Origin of the sequence: uncultured Lactobacillus sp., assembly GCF_902491705.1 — a bacterium.
Lineage (GTDB): Bacteria > Bacillota > Bacilli > Lactobacillales > Lactobacillaceae > Lactobacillus.
On sequence record NZ_CABUIW010000009.1, the window covers coordinates 40269 to 53726 of the forward strand.

Below are 13458 nucleotides of genomic sequence, written 5' to 3' on the forward strand. Positions count from 1 at the left end.
AGCACTTGGTAAAAGTGAGTGCTAATTATTTAAATTGAAAATAAAAATTAATAATAATGAAGAAGATAATTCCAGGAGGTATTGAACGTGTTAGAACCAATCGGAGATCGTGTCGTTGTAAAAGTTAAGGATGAAGAAGAAAAGACAGTCGGTGGCATTGTTTTAGCATCAAATGCTAAGCAAAAGCCAACTCAAGGTGAAGTTGTTGCTGTAGGTGCTGGTGCATACTCAGACAACGGTGAAAAGATCCCAATGAGTGTTAAAAAGGGCGATGTAGTTCTTTACGATAAGTATTCAGGCACTAACGTTGAATACGAAGGTGAAAAGTACTTAGTTCTTCGTGAAAAAGACATTTTAGCAATCGTTAAGTAATTAACTACTGGAATATAAATAAGAAAATAAATCTAAACTAAGGAGTAATTAGTTTATGGCAAAAGATATTAAATTCTCAGAAAATGCAAGACGTTCTCTTTTAAAGGGTGTTGATAAGTTAGCTGATACTGTTAAGACTACTATTGGTCCTAAGGGTAGAAACGTAGTTTTGGAACAAAGTTATGGTAACCCAGACATCACTAACGATGGTGTTACTATTGCTAAGTCAATTGAATTAAAAGACCACTACGAAAACATGGGTGCTAAGCTTGTTGCTGAAGCTGCACAAAAGACTAACGATATTGCTGGTGACGGTACTACTACTGCAACTGTTTTGACTCAAGCAATTGCTCGTGAAGGTATGAAGAACGTTACTGCTGGTGCTAACCCTGTAGGTATTCGTCGCGGTATTGAAAAGGCTACTGAAGCTGCTGTTGATGAATTACACAAGATCAGCCACAAGGTTGAATCAAAGGATCAAATCGCAAACGTAGCTGCTGTTTCATCAGCTTCTAAAGAAGTCGGTGACTTGATTGCTGACGCTATGGAAAAGGTTGGTCACGATGGTGTTATCACTATTGAAGACTCACGTGGTATTAACACTGAACTTTCAGTAGTTGAAGGTATGCAATTCGATCGTGGTTACTTATCACAATATATGGTAACTGACAACGACAAGATGGAAGCAGACCTTGATAACCCATACATCTTGATCACTGACAAGAAGATTTCTAACATCCAAGACATTTTGCCATTATTACAAGAAATCGTTCAACAAGGTAAAGCTTTGTTAATCATCGCTGACGATGTTACTGGTGAAGCTCTTCCAACTCTTGTTTTGAACAAGATTCGTGGTACTTTCAACGTTGTTGCTGTTAAGGCTCCTGGCTTTGGTGACCGTCGTAAGGCACAATTGCAAGATATCGCAGCACTTACCGGTGGTACAGTAATTACTGATGACTTAGGTCTTGAATTAAAGGACACTAAGATTGATCAATTAGGTCAAGCTCGTCGTGTAACTGTAACTAAGGACTCAACTACTATTGTTGACGGTGCTGGTTCAAAGGACGCTATTGAAGAGCGTGAAGACTCAATCAGAAAGCAAATCGAAGAATCAACTTCAGACTTTGATAAGAAGAAGTTACAAGAAAGACTTGCTAAGTTAACTGGTGGTGTAGCTGTTATCCACGTTGGTGCTGCTACTGAAACTGAACTTAAGGAACGTCGTTACAGAATTGAAGACGCTTTGAACTCAACCCGTGCTGCTGTTGATGAAGGTTACGTAGCTGGTGGTGGTACTGCTTTGGTAGATGTAGAAAAAGCTATCAAAGATCTTAAGGGTGACACTCCAGATGAACAAACTGGTATCAACATTGTTTTAAGAGCTCTTTCTGCACCAGTTCGTCAAATTGCTGAAAACGCAGGTAAAGATGGCGCTGTTGTATTGAACAAGCTTGAAAATCAAGAAAACGAAGTTGGTTACAACGCTGCTACTGACAAGTGGGAAAACATGGTTGACGCAGGTATCATTGACCCAACTAAGGTAACTCGTACCGCTTTACAAAACGCTGCTTCAATTGCTGCATTGCTTTTGACTACTGAAGCTGTTGTTGCAGAAATTCCTGAAGAAAAACCAGCTGCTCCACAAGGTAACCCAGCAGGTGCACCAGGAATGGGTATGTAGTTAAAGGTAGATACTGATTTCTTACAGAATGAATAGAACTCTCACTCTAGTTCAAATCCAATAAATTATTTAATAGACTTCGAAGTTGAACAAAAAGTTCAGCTTCGAAGTTTTTTTGTATAAAATCTACTAAAAAATTTTGTATCCAATTATAATATTATTTAAAGTTGTCGATTGAGAACATATTGAGGAGTTTATGAGTTACAAAGAAGATACGTATACAGAATTTAAAAAGGCGAAAAAAAGTGTTCCGGCTGACATGTGGCCCACTGTTTCTGCATTTGCAAATACAGATGGCGGAACTATTAAATTAGGCTACACTGAAATAAAAGAAAATAATCAAGTAAAATATCAACCTACTGGAGTGTTAAATCCAGATGCAATGGTAAAAGATATTTTGGATACCGCTAATAATCCTAGAAAATTGTATCCTAATGTTATTAAAGAAGAAAACGTTGTTGTGAAAACTTTTGATAATGATATACGCGTTATTGAAGTATATATTCCTAAAGCTGATTTTAGAGATAGACCTGTATATATAAAAGGTGATCAAAAAAATACATATAAGCGAGTAGGTACAAGCGATCAAATAGCCAATTATGAAGATGTGAAAGCAATGTTGAGAGACGCTCGTGGAGACGATAGTGCAGAAACATTAGATGGATATGATTTTTCAGATTTAAATTTAATAGATATTCAAAACTATAAAACATATTATGCAGAGAAAAATGATGAGCCTGAAATTGCTGAAGAAGATAATAAGCAATTTTTAAAAGAAATTGGACTTTATAGAAAAGATAGAAAAGATCAAAAATTTAAAATAACTAGAGCACTGTTGCTTTTATTTGGAAAATATAATTCTATTCAAGATGAATATCCAGATTTTATGTTAGATTTAGTAGTTAAGCATACACCATCTGAAGAAGATTATGTGGATAGACTATATACTTCTTTTAGAGATGGAACTCCTGACAATATCTATAGCTTTTTTGTACACGCTTATGCTAAATTACAAGCTTTAGTAAATAATAGTTTTGAATTAAAAGGTGTGGCACGTAAGGATAATGGTACGATATTTCTTCGTGCAATAAGAGAAGCTTTGGTTAATTCACTGGTACATGCTGACTATCATTCTAATCAATCTATTCAAATTATTTGGTATGATAATTCTGTAGTTTTTAAAAATCCTGGACAGTTATTAGTATCTATAGATAAATTTTTTGATAAAACTGATTCTGTTCCGAGAAACAGTTTAATCTTTCAAACGTTTGTTGAAGCAAAATTAGGAGAACATACTGGCAGCGGTGGTTATAGAATTTTAAGGACGAGTCAAAATTTAAAATTAAGAATTCCGGATATGACCACTTCACCACAACAAACTGAATTAATTATTTGGAGAGATACAGCAGCTGAATTAATCAATTCTCTTCCTGAAGATTGGCAATCAACATATAAAATTTTAAATACCAAAATGGTTGCAACCTTTGAAGATTTGCAACATTTATATTCTAGTTCCTGGAAGGGACATAAAATTTTAAGAGCTATGATAGACAAAGGTTTAATCGTAAAAACCGGAAAGGGAAGAGCAACTAAATATCTTTTATCGCCAGATTCTCCTCAAGCTAGGAGTGTAATGAATCAATTTTATGATGAAATGAGACGAAGTATTTTTAAAAATTAAAATCGTTTGGAAATCGTTTGGTTTTAATTGGTTATTTTTGAAAGTTTCAGCAAAAAGCCTATTAAATCAATATTTATAACGTGAAAAATCGTTTGGAAATCATTTGGTTAAGGGCAATCGATTTTTATGGTTATAAAAGATACTTTTTTCTAAATACAACTAAAGGATTAAGCATGTGAATTGCTTGATCCTTTTTTGTCTTAATTTTTAGCGTATAATTGTAACAGTGAAAAAGCACTTTAAGAAAGGAAAATGTAATGGCTGGATCTAGCACAACTCCAATGATGGAGCAATATTACGAAATTAAAAAGCAATATCCTGATGCCTTTCTTTTTTATCGCGTCGGGGATTTCTACGAACTTTTTGAAGATGATGCGGTTAAAGGCGCCCAAATTCTTGAATTAACTTTAACTCACCGCTCAAATAAAACTAAAAATCCAATTCCGATGGCCGGTGTCCCTCACATGGCTGTAGACACCTATGTAAATACTTTAGTTGAAAAAGGTTATAAAGTTGCGCTTTGTGAGCAACTTGAAGATCCTAAAAAGGCTAAAGGCATGGTTAAGCGCGGCATCATTCAATTGGTAACTCCAGGTACCATGATGAGTGAAGGACCAAACGATGCCAAAGATTCTAACTACTTAACTTCAGTAGTAACTACCAAGAGTGGTTTTGGCTTAGCTTACAGTGACTTATCAACCGGTGAAATTTATGCAACTCATCTAAAGAGTTTCGACGCTGTTTCTAACGAACTTTTATCATTAAGAACGCGTGAAGTTGTATATAATGGCCCATTAACTGAGCAGAATAAAGACTTTATGCATAAGGCCAACATTACTGTCTCAAATCCTACGCCAATTGAAGGCGAGCATGCCGAGATTTCTTATGTTGAACAGAATTTAACTAATAACGCAGAAAAAGAAGCTACCAGACAGTTAGTAGGCTATTTGTTATCCACACAAAAGAGAAGTCTAGCTCACTTACAAATTGCCAAAAGTTATGAAGTAAACCAATATTTGCAGATGTCACATACCGTCCAAAATAATTTGGAATTAATTTCATCTGCTAAGACTGGCAAGAAGATGGGTTCGCTTTTCTGGGTTCTTGATAAAACTCATACGGCAATGGGCGGACGACTTCTTAAGCAATGGTTAGCTCGTCCACTACTTAACGTTGACGAAATCAATCATCGTGAAGAAATGGTTCAAGCATTACTTGATGGATATTTCACGCGTGAAAATGCAATTGACGCTTTAAAGGGTGTTTATGACTTGGAACGTTTGACCGGTCGAATCGCCTTTGGTAATGTTAATGCACGTGAATTATTGCAATTATCGCGCTCTCTTCAAGCTGTACCTGTAATCTTAGATGCTTTGAATCAATCAGATAGCGAAGTTCTTGAAGATTTTGCCAAAAAGATTGATCCATTAAAGGGCGTCGCAGAAATGATTTCTACAACGCTGGTAAAAGATCCACCACTTTTAACTACGGAAGGTGGATTGATCAGAGAAGGCGTAGATAACCAACTTGATCGCTATAGGGATGCCATGAATAACGGTAAAAAGTGGTTAGCTCAAATGGAAGCTGACGAGCGCCAAAAGACTGGCATCGAAAACTTAAAAGTCGGTTACAACAAGGTCTTTGGTTACTATATTCAAGTTTCTAATGGTAATAAGAGCAAGGTGCCACTAGACCGCTATACACGTAAGCAAACCCTAACTAATGCTGAACGTTATATCACTCCAGAATTGAAGGAACACGAAAATCTAATTTTGGAAGCACAAACTCGTTCAACCGATTTGGAATATGACTTGTTTGTTAAGTTACGTGAAGAAGTTAAGAAGTACATTCCAGCTTTGCAAAAATTGGGTAGTCAATTAGCTGCGCTAGATGTTTATTGCGGTTTTGCGACAGTAGCTGAACAAAATAATTATTGTCGACCACATTTCCACACAGATAACCAAGATATAGATGTAGTCAATGGTCGTCATCCAGTAGTAGAGAAGGTAATGACAGCAGGTTCTTACATCCCTAATGATGTCAAAATGGATTCAGCTACCAACATTTTCTTAATTACTGGTCCTAACATGTCCGGTAAAAGTACTTACATGCGTCAGATGGCTTTGATTGCAATTATGGCTCAAATAGGTTCCTTTGTTCCAGCTGATAGCGCTGATTTGCCAGTTTTTGATCAAATCTTTACCAGAATTGGTGCAGCCGATGACTTAATTTCAGGCCAAAGTACGTTTATGGTTGAAATGAGTGAAGCTAACGATGCTTTGCAATATGCAACTAAACGTAGTCTTGTTTTGTTTGATGAAATTGGTCGTGGTACTGCCACTTATGATGGTATGGCTTTAGCCGGCGCAATTGTTAAGTACTTGCACGACAAAGTAGGCGCCAAAGCATTATTTGCGACCCACTATCACGAATTGACTGCTCTTGATGAGACACTAGATCATTTGAAGAACATTCACGTTGGTGCGACTGAAGAAAATGGCAAGCTGATCTTTTTACACAAGATTTTGCCGGGACCAGCTGATCAAAGTTACGGTATCCACGTTGCTCAACTTGCCGGGTTGCCACGTGCTGTTTTGCGTGAAGCAACCAAATTGTTGAAGCGACTTGAAGCACAGGGTAGTGAACTTGCTCCAGTTAGTCAACAATTGGATTTATTCGCAGAGCCTGTGGATAATTCAGATGAAGAAGAACAAGTGCAAAATGACAAGCCAGCAATGACTGATGCCGAGCAAGACGTACTTGATGATATTTCTAATCTTTACTTAGCTGATAAGACGCCTTTGCAAATTATGCAAATGGTTGCTGATTGGCAAAAAGATCTGAAGGATGATAATTAGTTATGCCCAAAATTCATGAATTATCTGAAACTTTAACTAATCAAATCGCAGCTGGTGAAGTTATTGAACGTCCAGCTAGCGTAGTTAAAGAATTGGTTGAAAACTCTCTTGATGCTGGAGCTACGAGAATCAGAGTAGATTTTGTGGATGCAGGATTAAAACAAATTGTAGTGCAAGATAACGGGATGGGAATTGATCGTGACCAAGTTGATCTTGCTTTTACAAGACATGCAACCAGTAAGATTAGCAATGAACATGATTTGTTTAAAGTTTCTACCTTAGGCTTTAGAGGTGAAGCCTTAGCTTCAATTTCTGCAGTTAGTCATGTAGAAATTTTGACGGCTACAGAAGGTGCAATTGGCATTAAAGCTACTTTTAGTGGCGGAAATAAAAAAGGCCAAGAAGATGCGGCAGCGAGAAAAGGTACGCAAATTACCGTAAAAGATCTATTTTTTAATACACCAGCAAGATTAAAATATTTGCGCAGTCCGCGAACAGAAATCATGAAGATTGTGGATATTATTAACCGCTTAGCTTTGGGATATCCACAGGTTTCTTTTACTCTGTCTAATACTGGTAAAGTTTTGCTTAGAACTACCGGCAACGGCAATCTGAAACAAACTGTTGCTAATGTTTATGGCCGTCATATCGCAGAAAAAATGGAACCAATTGAAGCAAAGGACAATGATTTTAAAGTTGCTGGCTTAATCTCTAAGCCAGAACTCACGCGATCAACGCGTAATTTTATCTCAATTTTGCTTAATGGCCGCTATATTAAAAACTTTCAGTTAAATACGGCGATTATGGATGGTTACGGCTCTAAGCTTGCAGCGCGTCACTACCCAATTGCGATTGTAACGATTCAAGTAGATCCTTTGTTAGTGGATGTCAATGTGCATCCTACTAAGCAAGAAGTACGTTTATCTAAGGAAAAAGAACTTAGCCGTTTGATCACAACTGCAATAAGTAATGCACTTGTGGAAAAAGTTGATCAAACTAGTGCGTTTGCTAACTTAGAAAATAAGCGTGAAACATTAGTAGATCAGCTCCAATTCAATTTGAATCAAGATGTTGTAAATACAGAACGTAAAGAAGTACCAGAAATTCATGATCAGGCGGAAAAACCAGAATTTACAACTGCTCAAAAAGAAGAGCAACCTAATCAATACGTTGATTTAAATGTTCCACGTGAAGATGATAAATATATCGTTACCAAAACTTGGGATCAAAATGTCACCTTGCAGCAAAAGCTAACTCCATTTGGTAAATCGACTGCGAATGAAGAAGTAATTTCTAGCGGTGATGAAGTTTTAGCAAACAATTTGCCACGTTTAGCATATGTCGGTCAGACTGATACTTATATCATTGCAGAAAATGATGGAGACCTATTTTTAATTGATCAAGTAGCTGCTAGAAGAAGATTGCAGTTTGAAAAAATTTATCAGATACTTTCCTCTAAAAAAATTGTGCAACAAGGCTTGCTTACGCCAATTGTTTTAGAATTTGGCAACCTTGATTTTATTCAAATTAAAGATAAGCTTGAACAAATAAAGCAGATCGGTATTTATTTGGAAGATTTTGGTCAAAATAGTTTTATCGTTCGTTCATATCCAACTTGGATTCATGAAAATATTGAAGAGACGATTCGCCAAATTTTGGATAGCTATTTGAACTTAGATAAAGGTCAAACTGAAAATCTATTTAAACGTGTAGCTGAGATGGAATCTCATTCGATTAAAGGCAAAATTAAATTGTCTGATGCAGAAGCAAGAGAAATTATTAGTGACTTGCGTAAAACTTCTGATCCATATCACGATGCATCAGGAAGAATCGTCTTGGTTCGCATGAGTCAAAATGAATTAAAAAAGATGTTCAAAAGGGATGATTAATAAATGTACGAATACTTTGAAGGAATAATTTCTGTTATTACGCCAAGTTACATAGTTGTAGATGTAAATGGAGTAGGTTACAAGGTATATAGTCCAACGCCATTTGCTTATACTCAAGGACAAAAAGCCAAGGTTTATATTGAACAAGTTGTGCGCGATACTGGCATTACTTTATATGGTTTTCAAAGTGAAGACGATAAGGGATTGTTTCTTAAATTGCTTAGTGTAAGCGGCATTGGTCCTAAGAGTGCTATGGCAATTATGGCAGCAGAAGACAGTAATTCTTTAGCTGAAGCCATTGAACAAGGTGAAGTAAAATACTTAACTCGTTTTCCTGGCGTAGGTAAAAAGACTGCTTCACAGATTGTGCTTGATTTGAAAGGCAAGCTTGGAGATTATGTTGCTCGACTTGACCGTCCAGATAATAGTGAAGAAATTTCTCCAGCCTTAAATGATGCATTGCTTGCTTTAATTGCTTTAGGCTACACTCAAAAAGAAGTAGATCGCATTACTCCAAAATTAATTGAAGTTGATGCAGATACAGCAGATCAATATATTAAAAAAGGTTTAGCATTGCTGCTTAAGAAGTAGTTCTTGTTATAATAGTAAAGATGTAAAAAGCAATAGATTTTTTAATAAGGAAGTGAAACTGGTGGCAGAAAACGATGATGCAGTAACTTCAGGACATATTGAAAACCCTGAAGAAGAAGCAATGGAATTATCTTTAAGACCGCAAACTTTAGACCAGTATTTGGGTCAAAAGCGGGTAAAAAAGGAAATGTCCATTTATATTAAAGCCGCAAAACAACGTGATGAAGCACTAGATCATGTTTTGCTATATGGACCACCGGGTTTAGGTAAGACGACATTAGCTTTTGTTATTGCAAATGAATTAGGGGTTCATTTAAAGAGTACTAGTGGTCCAGCAATTGAAAAAGCTGGTGATTTGGTAGCACTTTTGTCTGATCTTGATCCAGGCGATGTTCTGTTTATTGATGAAATTCACCGTCTTGCTAAACCGGTTGAAGAAGTTCTTTATTCTGCAATGGAGGACTACTATATTGATATCGTAATTGGTGAAGGACAAACTACACACGCAGTGCACGTGCCACTTCCACCATTTACTTTAATTGGTGCAACTACGCTCGCCGGGCAATTGTCAGCACCTTTACGTGATCGTTTTGGAATCGTAGAACATATGCAGTATTATACTGTCGATGAACTGGAACAAATTGTTCAACGTTCAAGCGACGTTTTCCATACTTCGATTGCGCCAGAAGCTGCGCATGAATTAGCACGTAGATCTCGTGGAACGCCGCGTGTAGCTAACCGTTTATTGAAGCGTGTGCGTGATTTTGCCGAAGTAAAAGGCGAAAAGACAATCTCACTTGCAACTACAGAAAGTGCATTAAAGCAATTGCAGGTTGACGATGAAGGGTTAGACCAAACTGACCGTAAATTGTTAAGAACCATGATCGAAGGCTATAAGGGCGGTCCTGTCGGTATTAGAACTTTGGCCGCAAATATTGGTGAAGATATAGAAACTATTGAGTCATTATATGAGCCGTATTTGCTTCAACATGGTTTTATTTTATTAACGCCACGTGGTCGAATGGTCACAGATAAAGCATATTTACAGCTTGGTTTACCTATTCCAGGTGATAAATAGCAAGTTTTTCTGTATAATAGATAGTATTATATTGCAAAATTTAATAGTTTTTATGAGGTGAAAGATTTGAATACTTTATTTTTAGCAAATGCCGGCGGTGCTGCAGGCAACAACTGGATGATGATTATCTTATTCATTATCTTGATTGGTTTTACTTACTTTGGTATGATTCGTCCACAAAAGAAGCAACAACAACAAAGATTGCAAATGATGGACAAGTTGAAGAAGGGTGACAACGTCATTTTAGTTGACGGTTTGCACGCTAAGATTGACAAGATCAACGATGACAAGACTGTTGTAGTTGATGCCGATGGTATTTACTTAACTTTTGAAAGAATGGCTATTCGTCGTGTTCTTCCAGCTACTAAGGTAGAAGAAGCTCCAGCAGATACTACTGAAACTACAGAAACTAAACCAGCTGATGAAACTAAGTCTACTGAAGACACTAAGGCTGAAGATGTTAAGGATTCTTCAACTGAAGAAACTAAAGAAGACAAATAATTAATAAACTAAAGCGCAAATTATGCGCTTTTTGTTTTGCCTTAAATTTGGTTGTTGTAAAATAGATGTGAATGAAATAACAAGTTAAAGAAAAGGATTTAGTTATGAAAAATATTCCAGTTATAATGATTATTTTTGGTGGTAGTGGTGACTTAGCTCACCGTAAGCTATATCCATCTCTATTTAATTTATATGAACAAGGCTTAATCCATGACAATTTTGCAGTCATCGGTACAGCACGTCGTCCATGGTCACATGAATATTTACGCGAACAAGTTTCAGATGCAATTCATGAAACTCATGATCAAGTTGATGAAAACGAAGTAAAAGACTTTGCGGGTCACTTTTACTACCAATCTCATGATGTTACTAATGTTGAACACTATGTAACTTTGAAGAAATTGGCTCAAGAACTTGATGATCGTTACTCAGCTCGTGGCAATCGTCTATTTTACATGGCAATGGCACCAAGATTCTTCGGTACAATTGCTACTCACATCAATGACCAACATTTAACTGGCAGTGGCTTTAACCGTATCGTAGTTGAAAAGCCATTTGGTCATGATTTAGCTTCAGCTGAAAAATTGAATAAAGAAATTACGGCATCATTTGATGAAAAAGATATTTTCAGAATCGACCACTATTTGGGCAAGGAAATGATTCAAAATATCATGCCAATGCGCTTTACTAATCCTTTAATTAAGAATATTTGGTCAGGCGACTATATTAAAAATATTCAAATTACTTTGGCAGAGCGTTTGGGTGTAGAAGCACGTGGTGGTTACTACGATACTTCTGGTGCTTTGCGTGACATGGTTCAAAACCATATTTTCCAAATCATTACTTTGCTTGCTATGCCAGAGCCTGAAAACTTATCATCAGATAGCGTCCACAAGGCAAAGCAAGACTTGCTTAAGAGTTTAGTAATTCCGACACCTGAAGAAGTTAAGAAGAATTTTGTAAGAGGACAATATTTGGGTAGCGACACTACTTTTGCTTACAAGAAAGAACCTAATGTTGATCCTAACTCAAATACTGAAACTTTCGTTGCAGGTAAAGTTAAGTTTACTGATGGTCCAATTGCTGGTGTGCCAATTTACTTTAGAACTGGTAAGGAATTTAAAGAAAAGAAGACTAGAATTGATATTGTCTTAAAGCATATCAATAACCCATATGGTCAAGCTCACTCAAACAACATTACCATTGAAGTTGACCCTGAAAGCAAGATCTACATTACTATTAATGGTAAAAAGATTGATGAACCAGGAATTCGCCGTGAAGACTTAACTTATGCCTTTTCAAAAGAAGAAATGGCTAAGGTACCAGACGGTTATGAACGTTTATTGCACGATGTCTTTGTTAACGATTCAACCAACTTTACTCACTGGAGCGAATTGAAGCGTTACTGGGAATTTATCGATGCAATTGAAAATGCATGGCAAACAGAAAATGACAATGGCAATCCTGAAATTGCTCAATACTTGCCATACAGAATGGGACCAAAGGAATCTAACGATATCTTTGAATCCCCAACTGAACATTGGATTTATGAATAAAGAAAATTTATTGCCGCAAAATGACATCCATCGCCGGATTATTCATCTGGATATGGATGCTTTTTACGCTTCAGTAGAAATTAGAAGACATCCCGAATATAAAGATAAGGCACTAATTGTAGGAATGGATCCGCGTCAAAATAATGGACACGGGGTAGTGGCGACTTGTAATTATGTAGCACGTAAATATGGAGTTCATTCAGCTATGGCAAGTATTCAAGCAGTCCGTTTGATTCCTAAAGAAAAGCTGGTTTTTGTACCGCCTGATTTTAAAGTTTATAGAAGTACATCTGCGCAGATTCACTCTTTTATGCATGAGATTACAGATCGAGTAGAATCGGTCGCCTTAGATGAAGCGTATCTTGATGTAACGAATAATAAAGTTGGTCTAGATTCAGCTGTACAGATAGCTTTGAATTTGCAAAAAAGAATTCGTAAAGAGTTGGGATTGAACTCTTCTTTTGGCGTTTCATATAACAAATTTTTAGCTAAAATGGGTTCAGAATATGCTAAGCCTTTTGGTAGAACTGTAATTTTGCCAAGTGAGGCTAAACGATTTTTAGGGATGCAAAAAATTGAAAAGTTCCCGGGAATTGGGCCAAAAACGCAAGAGCAGCTGCACGAAATGGGTGTTTATACAGGTGCAGATTTACAACAAGTTGATGTGTTAGAGTTAATCAAAAAGTTTAAAAAGATGGGCTATATTTTAGCCCAGCATGCTCGAGGCATCGATTTAAATCCAGTTGTGACTGATTCAGAAGTTAACCGCAAATCAATTGGAATAGAGCGTACCTATGAACCGGCAATTTTTACCGAAGATGAAGCTCTTAGCAAGATTCGCTCTTACTGTGCTTATTTGGAAAAAGAATTAAAAAAGCGGAATTTTCGTGCATCCACGATAGTGCTAAAAATTCGCAATAATGATTTCAATACAGTCACTAAAAGAAGAAAATTAACTAAACCATCTGATGACAAGTTTGATTTTTATGAAATAGCTAGAGAATTATTTGAAAGCACTCATGGCTTTTTAGAAGATGGGATTCGTCTTTTAGGAGTAACTGCAACAGACTTTAAAAAAGAAAATTATCAAGCAATTAACTTGTTTGAAGTGGGACCTAAAAAGTAGACATTTTAAAACATAGGATTAATAGAGGCTTGATTCCGATATTCTTTCGGAGTTAAGCCTTTTAATCTGCTCTTTATCCTTTCTTCGTTATAGTATTTGATATATTCCTCTATAGCTTGAGC

Annotated in this window: 11 protein-coding genes; 10 read left to right on the plus strand and 1 reads right to left on the minus strand. The window is 36.6% G+C overall.

What is annotated here, in order from left to right; all coding sequences use genetic code 11:
- Positions 1-87 precede the first annotated feature (87 nt).
- The 10 genes from groES (at position 88) to dinB (ending at position 13336) form a co-directional block, all read left to right on the plus strand.
- Complete coding sequence (groES, locus tag RDN22_RS03220) at positions 88-372, plus strand: co-chaperone GroES (protein ID WP_308555849.1); 285 nt, start codon at positions 88-90, stop codon at positions 370-372.
- Positions 373-427: 55 nt separating this feature from the next.
- The gene (gene groL, locus RDN22_RS03225) at positions 428-2056 is read left to right on the plus strand and encodes a chaperonin GroEL (RefSeq protein WP_308555851.1); all 1629 of its coding nucleotides are present in this window, start codon (positions 428-430) and stop codon (positions 2054-2056) included.
- Positions 2057-2252: 196 nt separating this feature from the next.
- The gene (locus tag RDN22_RS03230) at positions 2253-3737 is read left to right on the plus strand and encodes an ATP-binding protein (RefSeq protein ID WP_308555853.1); all 1485 of its coding nucleotides are present in this window, start codon (positions 2253-2255) and stop codon (positions 3735-3737) included.
- Positions 3738-4018: 281 nt separating this feature from the next.
- Positions 4019-6595, plus strand: a complete 2577-nt coding sequence (mutS, locus tag RDN22_RS03235) for a DNA mismatch repair protein MutS (protein WP_308555869.1) — start codon at positions 4019-4021, stop codon at positions 6593-6595.
- Between the two features lie 2 nt (positions 6596-6597).
- The gene (gene mutL, locus RDN22_RS03240; RefSeq protein WP_308555855.1) at positions 6598-8484 is read left to right on the plus strand and encodes a DNA mismatch repair endonuclease MutL; all 1887 of its coding nucleotides are present in this window, start codon (positions 6598-6600) and stop codon (positions 8482-8484) included.
- 3 nt (positions 8485-8487) lie between these two features.
- Positions 8488-9075 carry a Holliday junction branch migration protein RuvA gene (gene ruvA, locus RDN22_RS03245; RefSeq protein WP_308555857.1) on the plus strand — a complete coding sequence of 196 codons (588 nt, stop codon included), beginning with the start codon at positions 8488-8490 and terminating at the stop codon, positions 9073-9075.
- Positions 9076-9136: 61 nt separating this feature from the next.
- The gene (ruvB, locus tag RDN22_RS03250; protein WP_308555859.1) at positions 9137-10153 is read left to right on the plus strand and encodes a Holliday junction branch migration DNA helicase RuvB; all 1017 of its coding nucleotides are present in this window, start codon (positions 9137-9139) and stop codon (positions 10151-10153) included.
- A gap of 66 nt (positions 10154-10219) precedes the next feature.
- Positions 10220-10654: a preprotein translocase subunit YajC gene (gene yajC / locus RDN22_RS03255; protein WP_308555861.1), complete on the plus strand. Its 435-nt coding sequence runs from the start codon at positions 10220-10222 to the stop codon at positions 10652-10654.
- Positions 10655-10758: 104 nt separating this feature from the next.
- Complete coding sequence (gene zwf, locus RDN22_RS03260) at positions 10759-12210, plus strand: glucose-6-phosphate dehydrogenase (RefSeq protein WP_308555863.1); 1452 nt, start codon at positions 10759-10761, stop codon at positions 12208-12210.
- The gene (gene dinB / locus RDN22_RS03265) at positions 12203-13336 is read left to right on the plus strand and encodes a DNA polymerase IV (RefSeq protein WP_308555865.1); all 1134 of its coding nucleotides are present in this window, start codon (positions 12203-12205) and stop codon (positions 13334-13336) included. Before zwf ends, dinB begins: the two co-directional genes overlap by 8 nt.
- A gap of 5 nt (positions 13337-13341) precedes the next feature.
- Here the strand turns inward: dinB and RDN22_RS03270 are convergent.
- A partial coding sequence (locus RDN22_RS03270) for an IS3 family transposase (protein ID WP_308554877.1) occupies positions 13342-13458 on the minus strand: 117 nt, incomplete at its 5' end.

Excerpts from the sequence above, each read along its gene's own strand:
- mutL (WP_308555855.1), top strand. The coding sequence starts at position 6,598 with ATGCCCAAAATTCATGAATTATCTGAAACTTTAACTAATCAAATCGCA.
- dinB (WP_308555865.1), top strand. The coding sequence starts at position 12,203 with ATGAATAAAGAAAATTTATTGCCGCAAAATGACATCCATCGCCGGATT.
- groL (WP_308555851.1), top strand. The coding sequence starts at position 428 with ATGGCAAAAGATATTAAATTCTCAGAAAATGCAAGACGTTCTCTTTTA.
- ruvA (WP_308555857.1), top strand. The coding sequence starts at position 8,488 with ATGTACGAATACTTTGAAGGAATAATTTCTGTTATTACGCCAAGTTAC.
- mutS (WP_308555869.1), top strand. The coding sequence starts at position 4,019 with ATGATGGAGCAATATTACGAAATTAAAAAGCAATATCCTGATGCCTTT.
- RDN22_RS03230 (WP_308555853.1), top strand. The coding sequence starts at position 2,253 with ATGAGTTACAAAGAAGATACGTATACAGAATTTAAAAAGGCGAAAAAA.
- zwf (WP_308555863.1), top strand. The coding sequence starts at position 10,759 with ATGAAAAATATTCCAGTTATAATGATTATTTTTGGTGGTAGTGGTGAC.